Raw genomic sequence first — 26,677 nt, 5'->3', positions numbered from 1 at the left:
ACATCAATAAGTATGCCTTTTTTCAAAAGTTTAAAACACTATCCAAGGCCAAATCTGCATCTCGATGAATGAAGTTTGATTGAAAGCCTACAGTAGTTATTACTTAAGAATGACGATAAAGTTTTTAATGTAGAACTTGTAACAAGCTTTTTAATTTTAACCTTAAATCTAGAATGAATTAATTCTTTTGAAGATTTGGCTCTTCTTCTTCGATTTTTTTAATCACAAATTATATCTTTGATTTATCAGAAAGTAAAGCATCTTACTTTAAGGTCATTTATTTAATCGTCAACAATTCGGTTAACAGTTTAATTTTAGTAAGTTTAACTGATTGATATTCAAATATTTGTAGGGTAGGGGTGTAACCCTGTCATCCCGACCAAGCAGAAAAGTGGTTTGTGAAAGCAACCCACTTTTTTTGTTTCCCATGGAGCCAAACCCAGTTTGGGCGAACCAGGGATCAAGAACAATTTCTGGGTATTTGGATATTTATGAATATGGTTGAGTTAACCTAAATAGGAAGAATTCTGTATTTCTAACGCCTCTGAACGGAATCCTAAAGAAGGAACGGCCTATTTTCGATTTCGTTTTAAATCAAGTGGTTTCCGCATTGGGCGGAGGAAGCCGTCCATAGAGCATTTCACTATAGTGAAAGCGGCCTGGACGGTGTGGCCAGGGGTTTTACTTGCTTTTCCCAATATAGATCTCAGTAAAATGGCCAGGCTACGGCTGGCTCCTCTAAACCAAGGTATGCGATACCTTGGTTTTTCGGCCCTGTTTCTTTTTTATTCATCGGCATGTCTATTGTTTTTTAACGGTATTCATGAATGCTATGCATTTGAGGCAATGCAGAAAAGAACAGAACACGAACAGCGGGATAGTTTATGCCTTCTTTTTCCAATACACCCCCAACCTTTGGGATTGACCCCGAATCAGGGAAACAAAAAAGAAGGAAGGCGCCTGCCTTCACTTTTCTATTTTCAGTGAGGGTTTATTAGGATTATTTAAATCCTGTCATCCCGACCAAGCAGAAAAGTGGTTTGTGAAAGCAACCCACTTTTTTTGTTTCCATAGAGCCAAACCCAGTTTGGGCGAATCAGGGAAACAAAAAAGAAGGAAGGCACCGGTCTTCACTTTCCCGTTTTCAGTGAGGCTGGTTTAATTATCATTCTTTTTATCATGTCGATATTTCTAGAGATAATTTGGACATGGTATGACCCAAGTCAGGGCTTGCATTCCTTTATTTTCGGTAATTTGTATTCATATTACATTCATATTTTTTGATTATGGGTAGTTCTAAATAAAATTAAATGATATTATTGCTCAACTATTCCCATCTAATCTGGCAAGTCTTGTTTTTTTCTTTTTTCATAGGTCAATTTGATGTGCCAAATGGTGATAATACTTCTTTGTTATTTGATATCATTATGAATGATAAGGTAATCGGTAGTTTAGAGGCCACCAGAACCACGGATGGTTCTCAAACGATTTATAAGAGCCTAACCAGTATAAAAACGAAGATTATCAAAGATGTTGAGGTAGATTATGAATATAATGTGATTTTTGAAAAAAGTATATTGAAAAAGGCCAATGTCGATATTCTGATAAACCAAAAGCCCCACGTTAAGACTCGTACGGGATTGAAGGATAAAAATTATTATGTAATAAAGAATGGGAAACCAAAAACAGTGCTGCACCAGGCTATCGACTATACTACCGTCTTGTTGTTTTTCCGAGAACCCACGGGAATAAACGAATGCTTTTCAGAGCAGGGTGGAAGCCTTAATGCCATAGTTGCCTTAGGAAATCATAGTTATAAAAAAATCAATGCGAAAAAGCAGGAAAATATTTATTATTACAAAAACGGAAGTCTCGAAAAGGCAGATATTGATGGTGGATTGATTCATTTAAGCATAGTGGCAAGGAAGTAATGGTAAATATTGATTTTTAGCCAAGTTAATTATGGGTGCAACAGTAGCCCTTATTTTGTATTTTATTTTGGCCATCGCGATGGTGATAAGGCTTTTTCTCTATGGTGTTCGGCCTACCAAAACCTTGGGATGGCTTTTGGCTATTTTCACAATTCCTGTGGGCGGTATGCTGTTCTATTTTATTTTAGGGCGTAATCGGAAAAAAAATAAATTCTTCAAGTTAAAAAAGACAGAGCTGGTTACCGAATATCTTGATGGTGTCGATAAGTACTACCAAACCGTAGGGGAAGACGATAAAGCCCAAATGTCCAAACTTTTGAAAAAGCATGTGAAATTGGTAAAACTGATTACCAAGAGTTCTAAGTTTACACCTTCCTTCGGGAATGAGCTTGTTCCGTTAAAGGATGGACCAGCTACTTTCAAAGCCATATTTAGGGCCATGCAAGAGGCCAAATACTATATCCATATTCAATATTACATTTTTGAAGAAGGTGACTTGGCGCAACGATTCATGGCTATACTCAAAAGCAAGGCTAAGGAGGGCGTCCAAATCCGTGCACTATATGACGGCTTGGGCAGCCGAATGTTGACCAAAAAACATATAAGGGAACTCCGAGATACGGGGGTAGAAATCCATAGCTTCTTACCGATTCGGTTCAGCAGGCTTCTTTCTTCCGTCAATTACCGTAACCATAGAAAAATTGTTATTGTAGACGGATGTGTGGCCTTTACAGGCGGTATTAACGTTTCGGACAAATATATCAAAGGAGATCCCGTTTTGGGTGTTTGGCACGATATGCACCTGCAATTAAAGGGCCCGGTAATTAATAGTCTGCAGGCAGTTTTTGCTGTGGATTGGAGTTTTGCCAGCGGAAAGAACGATATATTGTCACGGCCCTATTTCGTTGAACATGCCGCTCAGGGAAAATCGATTGCACAAGTGGTTTCAAGCGGCCCCGATTCCGATTATTCGTCTATACATCAATTGTATATTGCAATTATCAATGCGGCCGAAAAGTACGTTTATATTACCAATCCTTATGTTATTCCTGGAGAGGTTTTATTAGAAGCTTTACGAGATGCTGCCATTGGTGGTGTTGATGTTCGCATATTGCTGCCGGCCAATTCCGATAATTTTTTAGTTAAATGGACGGTCAGTTCGTATTTTGAAGATTACTTAGAGGCAGGAATAAAAATCTATCAATATTCCGATGGATTTTTACACAGTAAAATAATTGTTTCAGATGATGAACTAACGACAATAGGTACGGCGAACCTCGATATACGAAGTTTTGAGCAGAACTACGAAGTCAATGTCCTGATATATGAAAAGGAATTTGCCGAAACATTGCGTAATGATTTTCTTGGTGATTGTAAAAAAAGTACTCAACTTGACTATATAGACTATCTGAAAAGACCTAAAATTAATCGATTAAAAGAGGGCATGGCTAAGGTGTTTAGCCCGGTCCTTTAGAAATTCAATATTTAAACAAACAGTATGAATACAGGATTGGTTTTGTCTGGGGGCGGTATGCGTGGCGTTGCCCATATAGGGGTTATTAAGGCATTGGAGGAAAATGGTAAATATCCCACACACATTTCGGGTACGAGTGCTGGGGCAATCGTTGGGGTCTTGTATGCCGGGGGCATCGGTTGGGAAGAAATATTACATTTTTTCAAAACCATCCCTATTTTCCATACCCATAATTATGCGTTAGGAAAACCAGGATTTATCGATAGCTCAAAGTTCTATACCGATTTCAAGAAATTGTTGCCCGAAGATGATTTCAAAGCGTTAAAAATGCCGTTTTTCGTTACAGCCACGGATATTATAAAGGGTTCTTTAAAAATATTTGATTCAGGAGAGGTTATTCGTCCCGTTTTGGCCTCGGCTTCATTTCCAGGGGTTTTTACACCTACCAAAATCGGTGGATCTTATTATATAGATGGTGGTGTAATCAATAATTTTCCGGTGGAACCCCTAAAAGAATCCTGTGATGAAATTATCGGTAGTTTTGTCAACCCTTTGAAGAAGATTAAAGTTGAGGATTTAAAACACTCATACAACATTGCCGATAGGGCTTATAAGATAAAGATCAGTTGCGAATCCTTGGTGAAATTCGCAGATTGTGATGTTGTTGTATTTCCGGAAAAATTGTGTGATTTCGGTACGTTTGACGTTAGGGATATCGATACTATTTTCCAAATTGGTTATTCAAAGGCTAAGTCTGAACTAGATAGCAACAAGAACAATTTATCTTAATGGTTTTATTAGCGAATTTGCTTGAACAGTTTTATTTCTATTCATTTGGGTGGAATGTATTGTTTCTTCCCTTATCAAAGAGTAATATAAATACAATCAATCTATAACCGAATGGTTCCGGAATGTAAAATGGAGACCCCGTCACTATGGAATGAAGAATTGATTGGGGGGCATTTTAACATAATTTTTATGGGGCTGTTAGAAAGTCTCTTCCTTCTAGATGGTTTAATGGGTAATGCATAATTTGTGATGAGGGCTTTGATTTTCTGTTTTTCAGGATACTTGCAGCATAGTTGAAAATTTCATTTCGTAAGTTTCGAGACTTTTTAGTGTAGGCTTCTATCGTTTTTTTCAATTGTTCGTGTTTTTGGTAGAATAATACATCACAACTTTCATCGTCGCATTCCAGCATTCCAGCTATACCCCTTTTATGTATTTTGAGAGCTTTTTTTAGGGTAATGATTTCTTTTTTACTATTCCAAATACGATTTCTATAATTCTCCAATCGCTCAAAAAAATCAGGGGTATGGGGTACGAACACATAGGAATTAATCAATCGGTCGAAAAATAGTATTTCATCATGAAATAAACACAATGTGGAATACCACTGCTGAAATTCTTCATAAAGGGCATCTACTTTTTCTGGTTGTATTTTAACGGCAAATTTTTGTTCCATTCTCATTGTTCAATGGTTTAGTATTTTTTTAATCAATACAAGAAGCAATAAGGGTTAATAGCCTTACTCTTTTTGTGAAATATAAGGCATTACCATGAAAGGTATTTTTACATGAAACGCTATTTTCTTAATAAGTGGCTCAATAAATAAACGTTCAAAAAATGTATGTTTATTACGTACCATAACCAATAACATAATCGGTTTTTTTGTTTGAAAACCATTGATGGCCTCGATAACTTCTTGATCCGGGATATCGTGGGATATCGTATTGTTTGAACCTAATTGGGATTCAAGTCTTTTTTTATTTCCTTCTTGTTCATTGGTCAATTCATAGCCGGAAGAAATATGGAGTACATGCAGTAATGAATTTTGGCTTTTGGCAATCATTACCAGCTGTTTCAGTTGCACCTTACTATAATCAATTTCATAATCTGTCGGGAACAATATTTCTTTTGGAGACTCGTAAACAAAGTCTGTAGGTACGGCAATAACGGGACAGGTTGATTTTTTAATAAGATGTACCGTATTTGTGCCAAACAAAATTTCATTGGCGCCTGTGGCCCCTTGGGTTCCCATAATAACAAGGTCGGCCTTTTCATATTCAATGGTGCCCAATACTTCTTCTACCAAAGTATTGAAAGCAGAATGTGTGATAAAGGAATGTTTTGGGTTTTTAAATTCTTTTTCAACTCTATTTTTGGTTTTTTTCAATTGGGATATCGAGTTAGCCCTATACGCATCAGCTAGCTCATATTCAATTGGACTTTGCGATACAAATTCCGATGCATAGATAGGGGGTGTGTAGGTATGCAGTAAATAAAAAGTAGTGTTTTCATCTTTGAATAGTTGGGCAGCATATCTAATAGCGTTGTAAGCATTATCTGAAAAATCAGTGGGTAAGATTATTTTTTTCATGACATCAAAATTTAGGATAAAATTAATCTCGCTTTAACTGTCAGGTCATGACCTGGGTCAGCTTTCTGTTTTTTTCGTCTATTAGGAGATTATTTTATATCCGGAGGCTATTATTAGGTTTGTCTCATATATTTTATAAAAACAGGATAGTGTTTCTACTTAATCTGGAGATTCTAAATATATTTAAGCTTAGTATAATTCATGACCTAGGTCATGATTTTAGATAAAAGGGGTATTACCTTTGTAAAATGTTTACATACAGCAATTTCAGAAAGATAAAGTAAACGTCAATGGTTAATTTGGAATTGAAGGGGTATGACCTTGGCCTATTTGTTTATTTAACTGTGTCGATAACTCCTGCTTCTTAAACCATATCACTAAAAATACTTTCGTAAATTGAAGTTTTAAGTTCAAAAAATTTATTGGTGCTGTTTAATTATAAATCAACTTTGATAATTCCTTTTTCGAATCACAAAATAATTTAAATGAAGAGATGGGGATTCTTTTGATAATAAAAAAACAACAGTTCCTTGGATAACCAATAAGGATTATAATGTGCATAAAAGTTATAAAGATAGAAGAAAAGACTTTGGATTATGCCGTTGATTGATTTAGCATGTTATTAGGTAAATCCCGCATTTTACCGACTCTAATAAAGTGTAACGATTTAGGATGAAAGAACTACAAAGTGATATACAATATTCTAACAACAACCTGTCGGTAGGGCATCAAACGCATCTAGAGCTTATTGCCGCCTTGAACGAAAGTAATAGGAAATTAAATACGCTAATCAACAACTTGCCCGGTTATGCCTATCGAGCCAAAAATGATAAAAACTATAGTTCGGAGTACAAAAGTGCTGGCTGTTTGGTTTTGACTGGATATACACCTGAGGAATTCGTGAACGGTACCGTTCAATTTGGTCAACTTATCTTGGAAGAAGACCGAAAAATGGTCTGGAATAATATTCAAAAAGCACTTGCTAAAAAAGAACCTTTTAGTATCCAATTTCGAATAAAACACAAAAGTGGAAGAATATGTCACTTTTGGGAGCAAGGTCAGGGCGTTTATGATGCTAAGAACAGGTGTTTCGCCATAGAAGGTTTTGTACAGGATGTAACCGAAAAGATAGCTTATATAGAAAACCTAAGTATTAGTGAGGAAAAGAATAAGGATTTAATCAAAACCTTACCAGATTTAGTGATAGTCTACGATAAATTAGGTAATCACCTAGAAGTTCATGCGCATGATAGTTTTGAACTAGTAGCGCCTTTTAGTGAACATATAGGTAAAAATATCGATGTGATTCTTCCTTCGAAGGTTTGTGGAATAATTAGACGGGGTTTTAAACTATGTGATAAAACAAAAGAGACCCAACTTGTAGAGTATTCACTTATTGTGAAAGATGAGTTGAGACATTATGAATCACGGATTAATCAAACGGATCAAGGTGATTTTCTAGCCATTATCCGTGACATCACCGAGAGAAAGACCTATTTTGAAAACTTATGTCTAAGCGAGGAAAAGAACAGGGCTATTTTTGGGGCACATCCGGATTTGATTTCCATATATGATATAAACGGAAATCTTTTACAGGCTAATATGGAACAGCATACCAAGCTATTCGATGCCATGGAAGAACTAATAGGAAAGAATGTTTCCGATTTTTTACAGGATAAAACAAGTATGCCCTTCATAAATGCACTAAAGGAGGCAGATAAACATCATCAAATAATCGTCGAGAAATTCGAACTGCCGATAAGAGGGCGACAACTTTTTTTTGAAGTACGCTTCGTTCCTTTTGATAAGAACAAGGTTATGTGCATTGGTAGGGACATTACTGAAAAGAAGGACATGGAAGACACCCTATTCCTACAACAAAGGGCATTGGCCGCAAGCTCTAGTGGTATCGTTATTGCAGATGCACGACAGCATGATATACCTATAATCTATACTAATGATGCTTTTTTAACGATTACGGGCTACCATGCACAGGATATTGTAGGGAAAAATTTTCAATTCTTACAAGGTGACGATATAGAGCAACATGAAAACAAAATCATGGAGGCTGCCATTGCAGAGGGTAAAAGTTGCCAAGTGGTTTTGCGTAACTACCGGAAAGATCGTCGGATGTTCTGGAATGAGATTTCCCTCACTCCTGTATTCGACGAAAAAAAGACGCTGACCCATTTTATAGGCATAGAAAACGATGTTACGGTACGTAAACAAAAGGATATAGTAAAAAGTGGTGTCAATACCGTGATGGATATGATTATCCAAAATGAACCTTTAAAGGACATAGGGGATAAAATCGTGGATACCATAGAAAAGACTATCCCGAATAGTATGGCTTCTTTATTATTACTGGATCGTTATAAAAACACCTTACATAAATTGTCGGGACCTAATCTTCCAGAAAAGTTTGCTACTGCTTCTGAAGGACTCTCTATTGGGCCTAATGTTGGTTCATGTGGTACGGCAGCGTTTACAAAAAAAGAAGTAATTACGGCCAATATAGCCAGCGACCCAAATTGGGTAGACCTAGGAAAAGTGGCATCGGGTGATGGTTTACAGTCTTGTTGGTCTTTTCCTATACTATCATCCAAGGATGAGGTTTTGGGAACTTTTGCAGTTTACAATAAGGTTTCAAGATTGCCATTAGACAATGAAAAACAAATAATGGCTGATATGGTACAAGTCGCGAGTATGGCCATTGAACAGCATGAAATTTCACTAGCCCTTAAGGACAGTACGGATAAACTCGCGGATTATACAAAGAATCTTGAAGATAAGGTCGACGAACGTACCCAAGAACTTCAAAAAATGGTACAAAAACTGGTGGCATCTAATTTAAGCCTCGAAGATCAAATTCAAGTAACTGAAGAAGCTGAAAAACGAGCACTGACCAATCAACAATTGTTTTATAAGATTGCCAAGGATTTTCCTATGGGGTTTGTCGAGGTGGTAGATGCAAATTATGAAGTGGTTTTTATAGAAGGGGAAGAATGGGATGAATTGAGGCTCAAAGATGTTGAAAAATCGAAGTCTGCCATTGATGCCATCGATTTAGCGCCAGAACATATTAAGGAAAAGCTCAAAAGCAATATTGAAAGAACATTTGATGGGGAACATTGTTCTTTTGAAGTAGAATTTCAGGACAGGTCATATATGGTGAATACTGCGCCACTTTTTGATGTAGATAATACTATTTTAAAAGTATTATTGGTATACAACAATATTTCTTTACAAAAAGAGGCAGAACATGAAATTATTAAAGCCCTAAAAAGGGAACAGGAATTGAGTGAACTAAAATCACGGTTTGTGTCCACCGCCTCACATGAATTTCGAACCCCATTAAGTACTATTCTATCTGCTGCCAATCTTATTGAAAGACAGAATGACCCTGGTAAGGAAGAAAAACGTATCGGTTATGTTGACCGCATAAAATCCAGCGTTAAAAATCTGGTCATTATTTTAAATGAATTCCTTTCGCTAAGTAAGTTGGAGGAAGGTAAGGTTGAAGTACAACCAAGTACATTTGACAGCGTCGATTTTTCAAAAACGATTATCGAAGAGATTCAGGGGAACGCAAAAAAAGGACAGGTAATCAAATTTGTAAGCGGATCATCCAAGTTAATGGTAAGTCTCGATTCAAATCTATTGCGTCACATTGTCCACAATTTGCTGTCGAATGCCATTAAGTATTCTGAAGAAAATACAGAGATTATCTATAAAATGGGGGCCAATCACGATTTGGTAGAATTTAGTGTAGAAGATCAAGGTATAGGGATACCGGAAGAAGATCAAGATCACCTTTTTAAAAGGTTTCACCGGGCAAAGAATGCTGTAAATATCCAAGGTACTGGTCTGGGTTTAAATATCGTAAAACAATATGCCGAATTAATGGGGGGGACTATAAGTTTTAAAACTGAGTTGGACAAAGGCACCATCTTTTATGTCAAATTACCCATAAATCAAAACGAAGATGAAAAAAATACTACTCATTGAAGATAGTCAAGATGTGCGGGAGATGACCGCAGAGATATTGGAATTGGAAAACTATTTGGTTACCACGGCGAAGGATGGGAATGAAGGAATTGTAAAGGCAGAAGAAGTTTTGCCAGATTTAATCGTATGTGATATAATGATGCCGAAACTGGATGGTTATGGGGTTTTTGAACATTTGAAAGAAAACCCGGAAACGGCGGGAATTCCTTTTATATTCTTAACCGCTAAATCGGAGCGTGCAGACCTGCGAAAAGGTATGACAATGGGTGCAGATGATTACTTGACCAAACCTTTTGAGGCAGATGAACTGTTAGAGGCCATTGATATACGCCTAAAAAAGAACGATTTCCTTCGTAAGGAATTCTCCAAAAATGTGGAAGGAATAAATGCTTTTATACAGGAGGCCTCTGAATATCAAAATCTACAAGATCTTTCTGCAGACCGAGAGGTATTGGAATATGAACGAAAGAAGGAAATCTATTCTGAGGGCGATACTGCCCATAATCTCTATTTTATACACAGTGGTGCAATAAAAACCTTTAAGTACAGCGAAAACGGTAAGGAATATTTGACAGGGATGTTCAAAACAGGGGATTTTGTAGGGCAACTTTCTGTACTTGGTCCTTCTGGTATGTATACCGAAACTGCAGTTGCGCTCGATGAATGTAAATTATGTGCAATTCCCAAAAATGAGTTTACCCATCTATTATTCAACAACAAAGATGTTTCGAATAAATTTATCGGGATGATTTCGAATGATCTACAGCATCTACAGGACCAGTTAATGGGTATGGCTTTCGATACGGTTCGAAAACGTGCGGCCACTACCTTATTGGAATTGTACGATAAAGGTCTGATTGGTGGCGAGGAGCTTGCCGGGGCAAATGTTTCCCGTGAAGATTTTGCGGGGCTGATCGGCACGGCCACGGAAACCGCTATTCGTGTACTGTCCAGTTTCAAAAAGGAGGGATTAATTCGATCCGATAGTAACAATAAGATAATCGTAATCAATAGAAATCAACTACAATACATAGCGGATTTCGGATAAAGAAAGGACAATTTTAAAATACTGATTTTTTTCACCCCTTCATGTAGGGGATTTGCCCTTTTGCACCTAGATAGAATCCTAAATTTCTCAGGCTTTGAATTACCGTAAGATATCAATTGTTATTTACCATATAGCCTATAGTCCAAATAAATTTAGTGTGGCATAATACGGAGCAGTATGACTTATGTCAGGTAATAGGAACATGTACCTAACTAATTTAGCCGATATAGAACCAATCGAACTTTGATTGTTCTAACTCTAAATTCAAACGTATATGAATGCTCCAAAAGCGGAAAAAAAACACGTTTTTTTACGCTCTTATGACCAAATCTCAAATCTTGAAAAGACTATAGAGGTTATTCAAAATAGCAAAATCAAAAATATTATGATTTCCATTCTCGGAAATCTTGAGAAAGTACAGTCCCAAAATTCAAAAAGGCCTACCGATAGCAAGGTTTGTTTGGGAAATTATTTTAAAAATCTTTTAGGCCAGGATACCGATTTAGGATTTTTTAATAATGCTGAATCGGGAGAATTATTCGTTACAGGATTCTTAGCACCTATTTTTTTGGATAAGATAAATGAAAAAACATTAGGGGAATTGTCCGGAGGGCCCTATGGGGTTTTAAGAGGACTGGGGATTAGAAAGAAAAGAGCAGGGACATATATAGATTTATTGAATGATGGTGAATACCTAATGTTGATTAGGGGAAATTATTTTGATATTCATTTGTTGGAGGGTGTACTTGACAAATTGGAGCCCATTGACCATTCGAAAAAGGGCATTTTAAATGTTTCCTTTAAATTGTTGGATAAGAGGGATTTTGGTCACTGACCCAGGTCATACCGTCATACCCTATAAATTCGCAAATTTGATAGTAATAATATAGTGATAAAAAAATGATATGGAAGCCCTGAAATATTTTGAAAGTAAAAAGGAATTCAATGTATTTGTAGCAAGTACATTTTCTGATCTTGTAAAATTCAAAAGAGAGAATCACCAAACGGCATTTAACGAATTGTTGTTGGAAGATCTGTTCCAAGTAAAACGGTATATCGCCAAAAGATTAAGTACGGCCTTGACCAAAGGAAACCTGCCCCAGGGCAAATACAAAGTAGATGATTTTTTGGATCAACTTTTTATAGAGACTTATGATCATTTTGATGAGGTCGAGGATAAAGATGGTTTGCATGTCTGGTTGTTTAAAAAAGCCGAGGAATTGTTAGAAGAAACAACTACGAACGAAGAATACGATGAATTTTTCTTAAAGAACATTGATGACTATTCCAAACCTGAATGGGATGAAATGGAAGAAAAATTCAGTACTGATGGTGATGGTGATTTAGTTATGATAGAAGAACTCGATGATATTTCTTATCCAAAGAACGACTATCTATTAAAGCATGTTTTTATAGAAGATGATAAGAAGGAAATTCAAGATAAATTGGATAAGGAATTAAGTGGGGAAAACATCAAAAAACATGTAGATATGGTTTTGTGCCAATTGCCATTACCTATGCGGTCCGTATTTGATCTGGCTACTGATTTTGAGTTTACCCTTGAAGAAATTGCAAAGATTCGTAACCAAAGTTTCGAAGAGGTACAACAGCTATTGAAAAATGCCCGTAAAAGTCTGGAAGAAAGTTTCCTCAATAGGTATACAATTGAGAAATAGTCTTTATAACTATTATTTGTGAAATTTTGGATGTTTTCATCGATGCTCCCGAAAAGATATTCATAAATATTTAACGGAACCATGGGGGTAATTACCATCGCGATTATAATGCGAAAGTTACCGTTACGGAAGAGGTATTCAAAAAAATGAACGAGGCGTATGAAGTTTCTAGCGATAAGGAAAAGCGGAAGAGATATTACAAACTAAGGTAACCAAAGGGAAACTTTACTAGTAGGCATTGCGAGTTTAAAAAGATAATTTTTAGGTACACCATAAGTGCTGAAAAACAGCATACCATTATATTCACAAGTACTCTAAAATAAAACCTTATGGGAATAACAATTTTTACAGGACACTATAGAGAGGCCGATAGCATTGCTGGTTTTATGGATTTTTATTATAGTCTTCATATGAATCATTTGGCAAGTGATCTCTTGCACAGGGGTTTTTCGACAAAGCAGTTGAATGATGCCGTTGCCAAAGCTATTAAAGTGGGCGAATCTTATGGAATGGATATTCGTCAACATTTTAAGCCTGTTTTCAGCGGAATTGAAAAGGAAATAGTTCAAGATTGTAAGCTTTCACATTTGGGATATGGCCTGGTATTGATGAACGCGGATTTGGAACTGTCTGTTGTTGTGGATTTTCAGGTAAGTGTTCTAGAGGGTTTTCTTAAAGTATTACATCACTGAGCCATAAATCGGAACCAATAGCAACAAAAGTTATTGTTGTCTTCTATTTTATTGGTGAATAATAGCCTATTTATGACAGCCTGTTTTAAACTATCTTCCATTTAGAGTGGTAATAATTTACATCATAACTTTTACTAAATTGACATTCATGATGGCTTTCCTTCAGGCTATTTAGAAAAGTGACTTTTTATACGCTGTCAAGTAGATACCCCTATTAAAACAATTTCGTATTGATGGGGTACATTTTTTCGTAAAGATATAGGCATTGATCAACTGCTATTTAATTGGAAGTATCAAATTGACTGCATTTTATTAGAATAAAACATAAATCGGTTCTAAGTAAAACTTAGAACCGATTATACTTAAAAACATTTTCTATGGCATTTAACTTTATAGATTAAAATAATTTTTCTTAAAGTTTTTCAATTCTTTTTCAGCTTCTTTCATTTTGGTATGAGCCTCTAACATTTTTTTCTCTTCTCCTGCGGTCATATGATCGTAAACGTCCAAGGAGAATCTTTTGTGCCGGTCGTTTAATGCAATCAATTCATCACGATGTTCAATGTCATGTGTCATAATATATCAATTTTAGATTATTAATTAATTTAAATTATTGTTTACGGGCCTTTAGCAATTGTATACCCAAAGTAATCCTGAACAGTCCCATAAAGAAAAAGGCAAAACTCACTGTATATACCAATGTTAGTTCTCCTAATACGGGCATTGCCAAAATAGCTATTGCGAAAACTAATATCAGCAAAGCACCTACTAATAACCAACCTGTATTTTTGATTGACTTCTTGCGAAATAGGCCATATGTTACAAGGAATGAAAACGAACGAAAAATAAACCAGATGCCCAAGAGTAAAGGAAGTATTTCAAGAGTCATGATTTCGTTAGTGATTAGATATCCGCCCAAGAGAAGGTCAATAATAGCACCAGTAAGCAAAAGTCCCCAACCATTGAAGGTTTTACGAAGACTTAATGCATTTATTACCTCAAAAACTCCCGTTACGAACATGGCATAACTAAAAAATATAGCCAAGGAAACATAGGTTTCCACTGGAGTCATGTAAAACCATATGGAAAGTACAATAAAACCAATCCCTAATAATATTTGTATCCACCAATACTTAGTGTCGAAGCTAGGGTGATTGTTCAAAGTTGTAGATGTTCGTATCATTGATTTTGTATTTGGATTAATTCAAATGCTAAAAGTAGTTTAGTTGTAAAATCATGACTGCTGTCAAAGTAGCAATCAGGTTATACTCTAGTTGTGTTATCAACTATTTTTAGGTTCTACAATGGATTAAGGAAATTCTCATTTTTAAATCTTCATTTATATTCTTTTGGCATGTTTTATTTTTTAGTATTCTTGAATGTTTTGGTTGACCTCAGCTCTTGTGGTGTCGGGTAAGCTTGCTAAATCCTTGTTGGGAAGATTGTCTATTACTTCTAATTTATTAGAATAAAAATTTATGTTGTTAAATAAGGGGTTAACTGGAAGAGTCACAACTTTTGTTGACACTTCACCATCTTTAGAAGTAGCGGACACTACATTACTTTCCTAATGTTCTAGCGCTATTCTATAAGCTGACCTACAACCTTAAAGGCTTGCTCCCCTTGTACGAAAGTCTTTTTATAAAGTACACCAAGGTATTCGTAATAGGCTTCACCATCTATCTTGGCTACATCTGTAAAATGCGGCAGGTTATAGATAATTGCTCCAATAGGATGTTGTATTACTTCAAAACCCGAACCTGCTTTTTTATAAAAGATACCTTTGTTGTAAAATATGTTTTCGCCTACTTGCTCCATTGGACTTTCATCTTTTGGGAAGTTTTTGACTTTTATACCGATAGGTGGTGCGATTAAAAGATATCTACCACCATTATATATAAAGAAATCACCCTTATTGAAATAATATTTTTGGTCATTATAGGTCAAAATGATATTACCATACATGGCATAATGCGGTTCCAAAACGGGAATTTCACCGAAAACTACATCCGTAGGTTCACCATTTACCATTGCAGTTGCCGTGGATAATGATTTCTTATTCGAGGAAGAAACCACGTCTTTGTTTTGTTGGCCATACATATGGCTCCCTGTCAAAAGAAGTGGCACGACTAAAAGGAAAATTGACTTTTTCATGATAGTATGTATTATGAATTTATAGACTAATAGTAGTATTGGCAGATTAATGTTTGCATTATTAGAAGGTTTCTGTTTTGTAAATATTTTAAAAAAAGAATACTTTTCAACACTCGTAGTTGATGCCAATATTTATAAAAGGCATAAAAAAGCAAGTATCCAATAATCTCTAGAAAATTAAGGAACAGAGAGTGAGTACATTTGCACAAAGCAGTTCAAAAAACAGACAGTAAGGATAAACATGCTGCCCGTTTTTAAAATACCAATTCATCTAAATTACTGCGATGGCTTTATGCATACGAGCATTTAGTTTTACTCTTATGTTCTTTTATGATGGTTAAGGATATGGCCTCGGGCATCGGTATGAACCGTGATTTTTTTACCGTGGTTTTCGAGTACCATTCTGTAACGTTCCTTTTTTTTGCTGTTTGTATAACGAACCAAACTATAATGGTCTTTTACGAGGGACCATTCGGGAAATTCCTTTGCTATGGCTTTGCGCACAGCTAGAGGTGGCGTAATATCTTTTAGTTTTTCGGTTATCTGTAATAAATTACCATTACTATCATAGGTAGCAAGCAGCTCCCCTTTTTTCCCCGTTAATGTTATTTCGAAAGTATCGTAATCACTTAAAGAATTTATATCAGGGTTCAGATATACTTCTTCATCGATATATTCGATGGGTATCGCATCATATTCAACGATTGAATATTCAGGAAAATCCTCCTCAACGGCACTAACCAGTACCTTGGGTACATTTTCCGCTTTCAGTTTTGCTTGGTAAATTACTTTTTGTGCATAGGACTGAAATGAGAGTCCTAATAATACTGCACTTACGATTATTTTTTTCATTTTTAAATTATTTTATTAATAATACCTCAAAGGTATTTCGGTATTAAAATGATAATACTGACCTACATCAGGCAATAGTTTTTTTAAGAAAGTTTAACACAAGCAACCTTTTTTCGTTGAATTGATAAGTAAAAAGTATAGGGTTCTATCATTTATATTTTTAGGGGATTTCATATTCTTGGACTTGCAGTTTCTGGTAAGAGCCGGACTAAATAAAACTCCCCTTTAAACAATAAAAAAAGCTTCACCTTTGATGGCGAAACTTTTTACTTATCCTAGAATATTAATACTTAGGATATAATAGGTGCTGAATTTTGGTAGAGCAAATTATTTTAAGTGTGAACGCAACATCCAAGCTGTTTTTTCGTGCTGTTCCAAAAGCCCGGTAATATAATCACTGATGCCTTCGGCATCCCATTTATCAGCGATGGGCCTTATTTCTTCCCGAATAAAAACAATTATGCTTTCGTGGTCTTCCAATAATTCCGAAAATATACTTTGGCTATCATTCTTACCTTTGGTTTTTTCGGTAAGATGTGTCAATTCTGAATAGTCTTTTAAAGTTGCAGGGACATAATGACCTATCGTACGTATTTTCTCCGCTACCGTATCGACGATTTCTTGTTGCTCCTCATACAACGTTTCAAGATAGAGGTGTACGGTATGAAAATCGGGACCTTCGATGTTCCAATGGAAATTCAGTGTTTTTGAATAAAGAACAAATTCATCCGCTAATATCTTTGACAATTGATCGGCAATGGCCTGTCTGTTTTCTTTCGTAATTCCAATGTTAGGTGTTTTCATTTTTTTTCTTATTTTTTGATTTAAAACTGTTCAAAGTTATTATGAACTGAAAATAATTGTACTGATTTAGGTCATAATATGGTTTTTAAAAAAGTTTCAATAATTGAATTTTTATAGGTCGTAAAATGGAAGGTTACTAGAGGATAAGTAGAAACCTTGGATATACCTTACGGTTACAAGGTGGCTTTAGGATTATTGCAACGATCATTGTGAATTACATGAAAACAGAAAAAGCCATGTCATGACCGTAGCCGCATGGGTATTTTCACGAAACCAATTGGCCACATCGGAGCTGTCTATCAATGAATTCAACTTATAGACGATAAATATAGGGCTGAAAATCAGCTATTACAGTACCTCTTTTATATGTTTGTAATTTGTTTTGACCATTTCAGAAACTTCATCCATTCTTCCGCTCAATATCATTTTACTTATAGATAATGTATAGCCCTTCATTTGATCGAATTCCATTTTTGGTGGCATGGCCAATGCCTGAGGGTTTGTGAATACACTTACTAAAACAGGGCCATCGAGTTCAAATGCTTCTTCCAATGAACGTCGTACATCCGCAGGTTTTGTAACCGAAATCCCTTTAAATCCCATAGCCTGCGCTATCATCTCGAAATTTGGATTTACCATATCGGTTTCATTGTTAGGCAAACCTTGTACCTGCATTTCCAATTGTACCATTCCTAAAGAACGGTTGTTGAAAACAATTAATTTTATAGGAAGATTATATTGTTTAATGGTCGCCAAATCTCCCAATAACATTGATAGGCCACCATCACCACAAAACGCAACAACTTGCCTGTCAGGATAGGCTAATTGTGCCCCTATGGCCATGGGCATGGCATTGGCCATAGAACCATGATTAAAGGAACCTAACATGATTCGTTTGCCAGTACCATGAATATATCGTGCACCCCATACACAACACATACCTGTATCAACAGTGAAAATGGTGTCATTATTAGCCATTTCATCAATGGTAGATGCCACATATTCCGGACTAATATGATTTTCAGTCCCCGCATCTTTTACATAAACATTCAAGTTTTCTTTTACTTTTTTGTAAAATTCTAATTGAGCATTTAAGAAACTAGCGTCCTCTTTTTCGTTGATTAATGGCAATAGTGCAGCAACGGTATCTGTTATTTTTCCGGTTAATCCCATTTCTAATTTTGCCCGTCTTCCCAATCGTTCTGGTTTTTCATCAACCTGAATAATTTTATTTTTTAAAGGCATAAAATGCTCATAAGGAAAATCAGTTCCTAATAATATCACGACATCTGATTCATGCATGGCATGAAAAGCAGATGGAACACCGAGTAAACCTGTCATCCCAACTTCATAAGGATTGTTGTGCTGCATACCCATCTTCCCACGGAAAGAATACCCGATAGGCGCCTTTAAAAGTCCGGCTAATTTTATAATATCATCATGAGCTTCCCTTGCTCCAATACCACAGTAAATAGAAATTTTTGGATGTTTGTTCACTAAGTCGGCCAATTTTCGCATCTCATTATCCGAAGGTCGTAAAACGGTTTCGCTATGATAATTATACATTGATGTTGCACTTTCTTCAGCAGGCATGGCAGATACATCACCAGGTAAACCGAATACGGCTACTCCTTTTCTATGAACTGCGTTTTGAATGGCTGCTTGTAGCATGCGAGGTACCTGTTTGGGAGTACTGGCCACTTCATTGTACACACTGCAATCATCAAATAATTTATAGGTATTTGTAGCTTGAAAATAATCAACACCAAATTCTGGCGTATTAATAGTAGATGCAATGGCGATAACAGGAACTCCTGAACGGTTGGCATCGTAAAGACCGTTTATTAAATGTACATGGCCAGGTCCGCTGCTTCCAGCACAACACGCAAGGCCGTCCAATTCTGCTTCAGCAGCAGCAGCGTAAGCACCCACTTCTTCATGGCGCACATGAATCCATTTTATTTTTCCGCTTCTTCTTACCGCATCATTCAGTTCGTTTAGGCTATCACCCGTTACGGCATAAATTCTTTTTACATTATTATTAACCAGCATCTCTACGATTTGGTCTGCTACTTTTTTCGCCATGATTATTATTTTTGAAAAATGTTATGTTCACGTTTCTGAATTAATTACAATAAATTCGGGGCATCACCATCAAATTTAGTTCCGTTTATAAAAAAGAAGGAGTGTAACCTTCCCTTAGAACGGAATTGTTTAAAAATAGGTAATAATCTTAATTTTAGACTATTTTAAATAGTAAATGAAAATAGTATACCATCATACTGGGTATTCTGTCCCTAGCAACGGTAGCTTTCATTTGGGTGATTAATACTATTGTCATTCCTATCGTAAAAGTTGATTTGCTATCTGTTTTATAAATAGACCTTATAGTATTGAATGGTCACCAACTATTTCAGAAATAGGCAGTCCCCAACCTGGTACTTTTCCGCCTAAGGTCTGATACATCGTTTTAAAACCCATTTTTAAAATATAGGGTGTATATCCCATTTTTAAGATGCTTGTTTTTCCGCCCCACCATTCATCGGTATGCATATAAAATCCTTTGTGGCTGCCCATGTCTCCATAGCATAATAGCATAGGATGTAATGGGTCTATTTGTTCCTCTTTTCCAAGAATCTCATTTGCAATAACTTTTGATGCAATGTCACATTCCATATGCCCTAAAGAACCTATTTTAGGTATGGTAACGGCTGCCGCATCACCCACGGCAAAAATTTCCGGATAATCAGGATTTCTCATAAATAAATCTGTAATCACAAATCCTTGATCATCCACAAATGGAAGTTCCTTCATAAAAGAATGTGGTTCCCAATTCGGAAATATGATTTTCATTTCCGCCTCTAAGCTGGTTCCATCTTTAAACGCTATACCTTCTTTATAAATTCGTTTAATTCCTACTGTATTGGTTTTGTAACCATACCCCATTCCTGATACCATTGGAAGTAATTGGTCAAGAATACTTTTACCGGCATCTTCCGCAATAACATCACCTGGAGTAAACAAAGAAATATTCTTTGCGTCTCCTTTTTTATGTTTTTTCAACCAATCGGCCATTGAAAAAGCCAATTCTACCGGAGGTCCTTCACAAGCAGCTGTTGCAATAGGTATTTTAGGGAGTTTTGGGCTTTGACCTTGAATAAAACGATCGGATCCAATGGCAATGTGTCCACCTTTGTAATCGTTATGCAAATACTTGCGAACTTCATTACCGTAAAAAGTATCCGAAAAAGTGTGTCCGAATTCTGCAAATCCCTCAATTTTATCGTAAGCTAGTTTACAACCTAGAGCTATGACCAAGTAATCGTATTCTATATGTTCTTGGGCAGCGCCTTTTCTTTCGTTAGGGGTATAGAATACCTTTTTATCGGAAGCATCAATATTCTCTACCTCTCCCTGAATGAATTCACTTCCATCTGAATTTAAAAATTTCTTAAATTGAAACTCTAGCGTATCTGCCGGATTGTTGTTATTAAAAACCTCAATAGGAATATTAGGAATAAAGTTGATGTAATTTTTACGATCAATGACCGTAATCTTTATGTGGTCACCTGCTTCCTTATGTAAGTAACGTGCAACTGTAAGTCCTGCGAAATTACATCCAAGGACTAAAATTCTTTTTTTATTTTTCATCATATGACTTTTGTTCCGTTTGCTTGTGGCCCGTTCGGGTTATTGTCATTTTGTTATGTCCCTTACGGCTCAATTTTGTGAAAGTTTCTTGATTTTTCTTAAAAGGTTTTACCTAAATCTTTTAAGGTTTATTCCCAAAAACAACCTGAATATCCCAGCGGTTATAAAAGCAAAGGCCGTCATGTATACAATGCTAAGGCCTGCAAAGAATGGATTTGCCAAGAGCAAAAAGGAAAATAACAGGGTTACGATGCTCCAAAACAGTAAAATGCCCCATCGTGGTATTCCTGCGGATTTCAGTTGAAAGGAAAGACCCATGGACAATATGCTTTGAAATAACAACCAAAGACCTACATATAAAGGTAAAATGGCCATGGTCATCATAGGATGCGCTATGAGCAATAGCCCTATGATGAGGTCTAAAATACCCCCGGCCAGGTACCAACCCCATTCTTTCATTTCGTTTTTGTTGGAAATGGAAAATGTAATCTGGAATATTCCTGAGACAAAAATGAAAACACTAAAAATAATGCTTAGGGATATGTAGCTTTCCAAAGGGGTTTGTATTACCCAGACTCCTACAAATATGTACAGTAGGCCTATTAAAATTGATATCCACCAGTTTTTTATAGCTTTTTGGGCTGAATTTAAAATTGTTGCCATGGTTTCTATAGTTTAAGGTATTCGTTCAAAAACCCGTATTTTTTTCTTTTTTTATAAGTAGTTTCACTTGGGTTAGTTTTTTGCAGTAACTTATATTTTTCAATACGATATTCAAAATTATGGGTAGTAGGGGGAATTAAGACTGACCTAGGTCAGGAATTATAAAAAACATCATTTTAGAGGTGGGGTATTTTAGTAGTTGTTATGAATAAGTGGTATTAATTAAATAGGTGTAAAACATTGAAAATTAATATCATATAAACTATTATTTGAATTTGCACACTAGGTTTCAGAGCTGCTTTCTGTTAACAAAACTTACTTTCGGGTATGAGCGATAATTTATGCTTTAGGCTCTCTTTTAGGGTAAATGACGGTATCGTAAAAAGCACATCATAGGCCAGAAGTTTGCAGCCAAAAACCATATAAGATCTTGTAAACTACCCACCCAAACCTCCCAGTTACTATTATACCGACCGTTTTGCCGTTCATATCAAAAATAGCAAGTCCGTTAAGGGGGAAATTCATGTCTTTGACCCGGTAATTAGTACGAAATAGCTTCCGGTTCTGGGCTAGCATAACCGCTATGGTAAACTCTACAATGGCATGTGTTGAATATTCGGGAACCCTCGCTATGCTGATGCCTGATTTTTGGGCATGGTCGACATCGATATTGTTGAAAGCCGCCGAACGCAACACTATAAAACGAATACCTAAATCATACAACCTATCTATAACAGGTTCAGAGGCATCATCTTCATAAAAATAGAGATGGCAACTCAATCTTTTCCCAACTCTACCGTATCAACAGCCAGGTAAGTTTCTGACATTCTGAGAGAGTTTTTGCCGTTATTGGCACTTTCTGGAAACTCCTTTTACCAATTGTGTACATTAAAAATCGCTACTCTCATTTTACCTTTATTTAAAAGGAATTTATTGTCAATTGAGCTTTTTTGGAATTTTACTTGGTTTAGGCTCGTGCCAATTCAATGAAAGCTCTTGCCCACCCGATCTTTATGCGTTTGAAATACTTCCCGTGGCTCAATTGCCATTTCGCCAGTTCTACCACCTAAGCAATGGAAGTGGCGGCAACACTGACCGAAACCGTTACCCAATTTGAAATTAATATATGGATCACTGATTCTGTTTGTTTCATTAAAATATCGTCAGGGTTTTTTATTTCATATTGGTTTATGGATAATGACCAGCCATGATTTCTAGAAATAAATTTCAGGTGATATCACTCAAATACTTATGACCTAAGTCAGATGAATGGAATTTTGACGGATATATTAGATTAAGCTGATAACGATAGTCAATAAAGATAGAATGCGAAAATCCATGATTCTTGCAAAATATAAGGAATACTTATAGAGGTTTACCGCCACATGTCATATGGTATTGCCCGCTTTTAATTAAAATCGTATTTTATCTTTTTTATTTCCAACGATATTCTGCGCGGTTTCCCAATTCATGTTCTATTTCCAATAATCGATTATATTTCGCGACCCGTTCGCCCCTACAGGCAGAACCTGCTTTTAAATGCCCACCATCCATGGCTACGGCAAAATCGGATAAAAATGTATCTTCTGTTTCCCCTGATCGATGGGAAAGAAAGTAACGCCAACCAGCCTCACGACACATTTTAATGGCCTCTATCGTTTCGGTGATCGTGCCGATTTGATTTAATTTGATAAGGGCCGAATTGGCCGTTTTATTTTCGATACCCTTACGGATATACTTTTTATTGGTAACGAAAATATCATCGCCCACCACCTCGATTTGACTACCGAATTTTTTCGTAAATTCTGAAAATCCGTCCCAGTCACCTTCAGAAAGAGGGTCTTCCCATGAGACAATCGGATATTTTTTCAACCATTTACCCGATAAGTCAATGAGTTCCTCAGTTGTCATTTTACCGGCTCCGGAAGATAAAAGGTCATATTTATTATCTAGGTTTTGGGAAAAGGAATTGGCAGCACTGTCAATAGCAATTGATAGGTCTTTCCCCGGTTCATATCCGGCTTCATTTATAGCTGTTATGATCAATTCCATAGCGGCTTCGTTACTTGAGCAATTAGGGGCAAAACCACCTTCATCCCCAACGCTGGTCGCAAGACCTTTACCCTTTAATATTTTTTTTAGGATATGAAATGTTTCGGCAACATACCGAAGTCCTTCCTTAAAATTTGGAGCACCATTGGGGACCAACATGAATTCCTGAAAATCAACACTATTGTCCGCATGCTCTCCTCCATTTAGAATATTCATACAAGGCACGGGTATACGTGTGGCATTCGAACCTCCCAAATAGCGATATAGAGGTAGGTTGGAGGTAACTGCAGCGGCTTTCGCTACAGCCATGGATACGCCTAAAATAGCGTTTGCACCTAGCTTGGATTTGGTTTCGGTACCATCTAGTTCAATCATCGTGTAATCTATGTTTCTTTGTTCAACGGCATTCATCCCTATCAGTGTTTCCGCAATTTCCACATTAACATGGGAGACTGCCTTTTCTACACCTTTATGGGCATACCGTTTTTCGCCATCACGAAGTTCCAAGGCTTCGTGCTGGCCTGTTGAAGCCCCTGATGGAACGGATGCAGAGGCTTTTGTGCCATCTTCTAAGGTAACATATGTTCTTACGGTTGGGTTTCCTCTTGAGTCAAGAATCTCAAGTGCTGAAATAGATGTAATGGTAGAATTCATTTTTTAAGATTTTATATTGTTTTCTTCTATGAATATTGGTCAATTATGACCATGGAATTTCGAACCATGAGAACAAAGTAGAGTCGGTCATTTTTATAGCCCATTTCATTAAATGGATACATTCATTAAACAGGTTGCACTACTGTTCTTTTCCTTTTATATGGACAAAGGTATGTTTGGGGTCTTGGGCAAAGCCTGACTTAGGTCATCTAGAATAACCAAGCAGCTGATTAACTTCGTTTTTTTAATTGCAATTGTCCCTTATGGCTTAACAGAAACCCATTTCTACGTTCAATGATAAAGGACCATAGGCTATAAAAAGAGAGTTTTACATGAAAAGTCAGACGTATTATAATATAATCCCAAAATTATTTAATAGGGATAGTAAGATCGATGTGCGGAAAAGCGGGCTACTTTTTTATGCCCTTTTGGTAGGTTTGATTACAGGCTTCTTGAGTTCATTGTTTAGGCTTATTCTTTCCAACCTAAATCGGGTGAAAAATGCATTTTCTCCGGAACAATGGGATTTGAACGGGTTGAATTGGCTATGGCCTTTCCTGTTTACCTTTATTGGGATATGGTTTTCAATATTCTTAATGAAAAAGTTTGCCCCTGAAACAGCTGGTAGTGGTATTCATGAAATCGAAGGAGCGCTAGACGGACTTAGGCCGATTCGTTGGAAAAAAGTATTGCCGGTGAAGTTCTTGGGGTCAATATTCTCACTTAGTAGTGGTTTATTGTTAGGTCGTGAGGGGCCAACCGTTCAAATGGGGGCTAATATAGGTAAGATGATAAAGGATGTTTTTAAGCAACCCGCGGAAGAGAATAACCCCTTGATTTCTACAGGGGCTGCATCAGGACTTGCAAGTGCGTTCAATGCCCCTTTTGCAGGGATAATTTTCGTCATCGAAGAGATGAATGGTCATTTTAAGTTCAATTTCTATTCAATAGCAGCACTTATGATCGGTACTGCTTCTGCAGATATGGTAGTAAGGCTTATGGTAGATGCAGGTCCTATTATACAAATAAAGATTTTCACCTTTGATCATTTATCGAGTATTTGGCTTTTTGTTTTACTCGGATTACTTCTAAGTTTTATAGGAATCGCTTTCAATAAATTAATTGTTAGGGCTTTGGTGTTTTTTGAAAATTCAAAAATGAATTATGTTCATATGGCCATTTTGTTGGCTGTTATTATTACAGCCGTAGGAAGGTATTTTCCTGATATGATAGGAGCAGGGTATAAAACGATATCCAATGTCGTTGATAATTCTTTCTCCCTAAAATTTCTCTTGATGCTTTTTGTGGTACGCTTTGTATTGTCGATTTTCAGCTACGGCTCTGGAGTACCTGGGGGTATCTTTGCGCCTCTAATCACTTTGGGGGTTATTTCAGGAATGCTATTCGGTGGTATAGCGGCACATCTTTTTCCTGATCAAGTTCAAGACCCAGCTATTTTCGCTGTGGCAGGTATGGTTGGTATCTTTGCCTCAACGATCAGGGCACCTCTAACAGGTTTGGCCCTTTCTGTTGAAATGACTGCAAATTATGAATTAATACTTCCATTGATCTTCACGGCAGTAACTGCATCTGTTTTTACGGCAATGCTTGGTAATGAGCCAATCTACGCTATTTTATTAAGACGTACTCTGGATAAAGAAAAATCTAAAATATCCGACACTTCAATTATTTCTGGGGTTTAGATATAAACTAGTATTCCTTTTAATTCCATAAAGCCTTAAGTGCTTTGTATTTAAAATGTACAATAGGGAAGTTGAATGATTTTTTTCCTTGTAAATAGGATTACCTATTTCTAAAAAGAAAAAAATTTCACGAACCTGACCCAAGTCAGGCAATGAATAATCCAATCTACATAATTTTGGTTTATTCAAATATTATAAAAGATGAAAGCTACAATAACAGTACTATTACTTTTTTTTGCTTCATTTATAATTGGCTGCAAGGGAGAGCATAAAGACGATACTTCAGGAATTGTCGATGAAGCGACAATAAGCAGGTTACAGAACAAATCTGATAAGTATTTTACCGAGGCATTGGCCAATCTGGACAAAGAAAATCTCGAAGCTGCGGCGGCACAATTGGAAAAGGGCATTTTGGAACTTCAAAAGGAAAGTAAAAACGTTTCAGGACTATATAAAATAAACCTTGAAAAGGCGGTAGATGCCCTGAACAGGATGGAAACCGATTTAAAGAACGGCAAAAAATTTTCAACGAATTCCCTGCGAGAGGTTATTGCCAATGCCGAAATCAATATAGCCCATGAATATCTTTCGACAGATAACATGTACCTTTTAACTGAACCAGGCGAAGCTGTAAGCCATAAAACAAGGCGTAAATTCAATCATTCACTTTCTAAGCTAAAAAGCGAAGAAGGAAAGCTGTTGCCTGAAGTTGGAAAGGAAGGGGTAGACTTACTGCATGAAGGGAAAAAATTGGATGCAGAATATAAGGCTTGGGAGAAAAGGGTTCAGGATTATAATAAAAAAGCGAACAAACTTCTTGTAAAAAAATATTCGGATTATAATGAAGGAGTGTATTGGGTGTATTAATTTTTGTTGGGCGTAGAACCAGGTGTTCTTTGGAGCTGCTTTCTTTATTACCTATATAAGTTTTGCTG

General features: G+C 36.4%; 22 protein-coding genes and 1 pseudogene. 11 read left to right on the top strand and 12 right to left on the bottom strand.

The features are described from left to right. Positions 1-1,310: 1,310 nt before the first annotated feature. The 3 genes from HPE56_RS03460 to HPE56_RS03450 are packed head-to-tail and all read left to right on the top strand — an operon-like array spanning position 1,311 to position 4,194. Positions 1,311-1,931, top strand: a complete 621-nt coding sequence (locus tag HPE56_RS03460; protein WP_188242352.1) for a DUF6134 family protein — start codon at positions 1,311-1,313, stop codon at positions 1,929-1,931. 31 nt (positions 1,932-1,962) lie between these two features. After that, complete coding sequence (gene cls / locus HPE56_RS03455; RefSeq protein ID WP_188242351.1) at positions 1,963-3,405, top strand: cardiolipin synthase; 1,443 nt, start codon at positions 1,963-1,965, stop codon at positions 3,403-3,405. 24 nt (positions 3,406-3,429) lie between these two features. Then, on the top strand, positions 3,430-4,194 hold the full coding sequence (locus HPE56_RS03450) for a patatin-like phospholipase family protein (protein WP_188242350.1): 765 nt from the start codon (positions 3,430-3,432) through the stop codon (positions 4,192-4,194). 187 nt (positions 4,195-4,381) lie between these two features. Here HPE56_RS03450 and HPE56_RS03445 read toward each other — a convergent pair whose 3' ends face one another. Next, a complete protein-coding gene (locus HPE56_RS03445) occupies positions 4,382-4,876 on the bottom strand; it encodes a hypothetical protein (protein WP_188242349.1) in 495 nt (164 codons plus the stop codon). 57 nt (positions 4,877-4,933) lie between these two features. Further along, positions 4,934-5,785 (bottom strand): universal stress protein, encoded by an 852-nt coding sequence (locus tag HPE56_RS03440; protein WP_188242348.1) that lies wholly within the window; start codon positions 5,783-5,785, stop codon positions 4,934-4,936. A 672-nt stretch (positions 5,786-6,457) separates the two neighbouring features. Here HPE56_RS03440 and HPE56_RS03435 point away from each other — a divergent pair. From HPE56_RS03435 to HPE56_RS03410, 6 genes and pseudogenes are all read left to right on the top strand, one after another. Then, positions 6,458-9,793 carry a PAS domain S-box protein gene (locus tag HPE56_RS03435; protein ID WP_188242347.1) on the top strand — a complete coding sequence of 1,112 codons (3,336 nt, stop codon included), beginning with the start codon at positions 6,458-6,460 and terminating at the stop codon, positions 9,791-9,793. Beyond that, entirely contained in the window at positions 9,771-10,841 is a 1,071-nt protein-coding gene (locus HPE56_RS03430) for a response regulator (RefSeq protein ID WP_188242346.1), read from the top strand. The genes HPE56_RS03435 and HPE56_RS03430 overlap by 23 nt, the downstream gene beginning before the upstream one ends. Positions 10,842-11,115: 274 nt before the next feature. Beyond that, positions 11,116-11,676 carry a hypothetical protein gene (locus HPE56_RS03425; protein WP_188242345.1) on the top strand — a complete coding sequence of 187 codons (561 nt, stop codon included), beginning with the start codon at positions 11,116-11,118 and terminating at the stop codon, positions 11,674-11,676. Positions 11,677-11,746: 70 nt separating this feature from the next. After that, positions 11,747-12,517 carry a sigma-70 family RNA polymerase sigma factor gene (locus HPE56_RS03420; protein ID WP_188242344.1) on the top strand — a complete coding sequence of 257 codons (771 nt, stop codon included), beginning with the start codon at positions 11,747-11,749 and terminating at the stop codon, positions 12,515-12,517. 101 nt (positions 12,518-12,618) lie between these two features. Beyond that, positions 12,619-12,729, top strand: a pseudogene (locus HPE56_RS20620) (J domain-containing protein); the annotation flags it as partial. A 117-nt stretch (positions 12,730-12,846) separates the two neighbouring features. Continuing rightward, complete coding sequence (locus HPE56_RS03410) at positions 12,847-13,209, top strand: hypothetical protein (RefSeq protein ID WP_188242343.1); 363 nt, start codon at positions 12,847-12,849, stop codon at positions 13,207-13,209. Between the two features lie 390 nt (positions 13,210-13,599). Here HPE56_RS03410 and HPE56_RS03405 read toward each other — a convergent pair whose 3' ends face one another. From HPE56_RS03405 to eno, 10 genes are all read right to left on the bottom strand, one after another. Beyond that, positions 13,600-13,785 (bottom strand): hypothetical protein, encoded by a 186-nt coding sequence (locus HPE56_RS03405; RefSeq protein WP_188242342.1) that lies wholly within the window; start codon positions 13,783-13,785, stop codon positions 13,600-13,602. A gap of 34 nt (positions 13,786-13,819) precedes the next feature. Continuing rightward, positions 13,820-14,392: an HdeD family acid-resistance protein gene (locus HPE56_RS03400; protein WP_188242341.1), complete on the bottom strand. Its 573-nt coding sequence runs from the start codon at positions 14,390-14,392 to the stop codon at positions 13,820-13,822. 398 nt (positions 14,393-14,790) lie between these two features. Further along, the gene (locus HPE56_RS03395) at positions 14,791-15,363 is read right to left on the bottom strand and encodes a DUF6515 family protein (protein ID WP_188242340.1); all 573 of its coding nucleotides are present in this window, start codon (positions 15,361-15,363) and stop codon (positions 14,791-14,793) included. A gap of 318 nt (positions 15,364-15,681) precedes the next feature. Then, the gene (locus HPE56_RS03390) at positions 15,682-16,215 is read right to left on the bottom strand and encodes a hypothetical protein (RefSeq protein WP_188242339.1); all 534 of its coding nucleotides are present in this window, start codon (positions 16,213-16,215) and stop codon (positions 15,682-15,684) included. Between the two features lie 327 nt (positions 16,216-16,542). Next, on the bottom strand, positions 16,543-17,019 hold the full coding sequence (locus HPE56_RS03385; RefSeq protein WP_188242338.1) for a Dps family protein: 477 nt from the start codon (positions 17,017-17,019) through the stop codon (positions 16,543-16,545). 348 nt (positions 17,020-17,367) lie between these two features. Further along, the gene (locus HPE56_RS03380; protein WP_188242337.1) at positions 17,368-19,104 is read right to left on the bottom strand and encodes a thiamine pyrophosphate-dependent enzyme; all 1,737 of its coding nucleotides are present in this window, start codon (positions 19,102-19,104) and stop codon (positions 17,368-17,370) included. A gap of 300 nt (positions 19,105-19,404) precedes the next feature. Continuing rightward, positions 19,405-20,673, bottom strand: coding sequence for an NAD(P)/FAD-dependent oxidoreductase (locus HPE56_RS03375; RefSeq protein WP_223170164.1), 1,269 nt, complete (start codon positions 20,671-20,673; stop codon positions 19,405-19,407). A gap of 105 nt (positions 20,674-20,778) precedes the next feature. Next, a complete protein-coding gene (locus HPE56_RS03370) occupies positions 20,779-21,333 on the bottom strand; it encodes an HdeD family acid-resistance protein (RefSeq protein WP_109650751.1) in 555 nt (184 codons plus the stop codon). 390 nt (positions 21,334-21,723) lie between these two features. Beyond that, a complete protein-coding gene (locus HPE56_RS03365) occupies positions 21,724-22,113 on the bottom strand; it encodes a Rossmann-fold NAD(P)-binding domain-containing protein (protein ID WP_188242336.1) in 390 nt (129 codons plus the stop codon). Positions 22,114-22,767: 654 nt separating this feature from the next. After that, the gene (gene eno, locus HPE56_RS03360; RefSeq protein WP_188242335.1) at positions 22,768-24,039 is read right to left on the bottom strand and encodes a phosphopyruvate hydratase; all 1,272 of its coding nucleotides are present in this window, start codon (positions 24,037-24,039) and stop codon (positions 22,768-22,770) included. 332 nt (positions 24,040-24,371) lie between these two features. On the opposite strand from eno, the gene clcA reads away from it, so the two are divergent. After that, complete coding sequence (clcA, locus tag HPE56_RS03355) at positions 24,372-25,742, top strand: H(+)/Cl(-) exchange transporter ClcA (RefSeq protein ID WP_188242334.1); 1,371 nt, start codon at positions 24,372-24,374, stop codon at positions 25,740-25,742. Between the two features lie 201 nt (positions 25,743-25,943). After that, positions 25,944-26,609, top strand: coding sequence for a hypothetical protein (locus HPE56_RS03350; RefSeq protein WP_188242333.1), 666 nt, complete (start codon positions 25,944-25,946; stop codon positions 26,607-26,609). Positions 26,610-26,677: the final 68 nt, after the last annotated feature.

This window comes from Maribacter aquimaris, from assembly GCF_014596745.1.
Lineage (GTDB): Bacteria > Bacteroidota > Bacteroidia > Flavobacteriales > Flavobacteriaceae > Maribacter_A > Maribacter_A aquimaris.
The sequence above is the reverse complement of the archived record's forward strand: the minus strand, read 5'-3'. Positions and strand labels throughout refer to the sequence as shown.

Bases quoted from the DNA above. Each gene is read 5' to 3' on its own strand.
- HPE56_RS03460 (WP_188242352.1), top strand. From the start codon at position 1,311: ATGATATTATTGCTCAACTATTCCCATCTAATCTGGCAAGTCTTGTTT.
- cls (WP_188242351.1), top strand. From the start codon at position 1,963: ATGGGTGCAACAGTAGCCCTTATTTTGTATTTTATTTTGGCCATCGCG.
- HPE56_RS03450 (WP_188242350.1), top strand. From the start codon at position 3,430: ATGAATACAGGATTGGTTTTGTCTGGGGGCGGTATGCGTGGCGTTGCC.
- HPE56_RS03445 (WP_188242349.1), bottom strand. From the start codon at position 4,876: ATGAGAATGGAACAAAAATTTGCCGTTAAAATACAACCAGAAAAAGTA.
- HPE56_RS03440 (WP_188242348.1), bottom strand. From the start codon at position 5,785: ATGAAAAAAATAATCTTACCCACTGATTTTTCAGATAATGCTTACAAC.
- HPE56_RS03435 (WP_188242347.1), top strand. From the start codon at position 6,458: ATGAAAGAACTACAAAGTGATATACAATATTCTAACAACAACCTGTCG.
- HPE56_RS03430 (WP_188242346.1), top strand. From the start codon at position 9,771: ATGAAAAAAATACTACTCATTGAAGATAGTCAAGATGTGCGGGAGATG.
- HPE56_RS03425 (WP_188242345.1), top strand. From the start codon at position 11,116: ATGAATGCTCCAAAAGCGGAAAAAAAACACGTTTTTTTACGCTCTTAT.
- HPE56_RS03420 (WP_188242344.1), top strand. From the start codon at position 11,747: ATGGAAGCCCTGAAATATTTTGAAAGTAAAAAGGAATTCAATGTATTT.
- HPE56_RS03410 (WP_188242343.1), top strand. From the start codon at position 12,847: ATGGGAATAACAATTTTTACAGGACACTATAGAGAGGCCGATAGCATT.
- HPE56_RS03405 (WP_188242342.1), bottom strand. From the start codon at position 13,785: ATGACACATGACATTGAACATCGTGATGAATTGATTGCATTAAACGAC.
- HPE56_RS03400 (WP_188242341.1), bottom strand. From the start codon at position 14,392: ATGATACGAACATCTACAACTTTGAACAATCACCCTAGCTTCGACACT.
- HPE56_RS03395 (WP_188242340.1), bottom strand. From the start codon at position 15,363: ATGAAAAAGTCAATTTTCCTTTTAGTCGTGCCACTTCTTTTGACAGGG.
- HPE56_RS03390 (WP_188242339.1), bottom strand. From the start codon at position 16,215: ATGAAAAAAATAATCGTAAGTGCAGTATTATTAGGACTCTCATTTCAG.
- HPE56_RS03385 (WP_188242338.1), bottom strand. From the start codon at position 17,019: ATGAAAACACCTAACATTGGAATTACGAAAGAAAACAGACAGGCCATT.
- HPE56_RS03380 (WP_188242337.1), bottom strand. From the start codon at position 19,104: ATGGCGAAAAAAGTAGCAGACCAAATCGTAGAGATGCTGGTTAATAAT.
- HPE56_RS03375 (WP_223170164.1), bottom strand. From the start codon at position 20,673: ATGATGAAAAATAAAAAAAGAATTTTAGTCCTTGGATGTAATTTCGCA.
- HPE56_RS03370 (WP_109650751.1), bottom strand. From the start codon at position 21,333: ATGGCAACAATTTTAAATTCAGCCCAAAAAGCTATAAAAAACTGGTGG.
- eno (WP_188242335.1), bottom strand. From the start codon at position 24,039: ATGAATTCTACCATTACATCTATTTCAGCACTTGAGATTCTTGACTCA.
- clcA (WP_188242334.1), top strand. From the start codon at position 24,372: ATGAAAAGTCAGACGTATTATAATATAATCCCAAAATTATTTAATAGG.
- HPE56_RS03350 (WP_188242333.1), top strand. From the start codon at position 25,944: ATGAAAGCTACAATAACAGTACTATTACTTTTTTTTGCTTCATTTATA.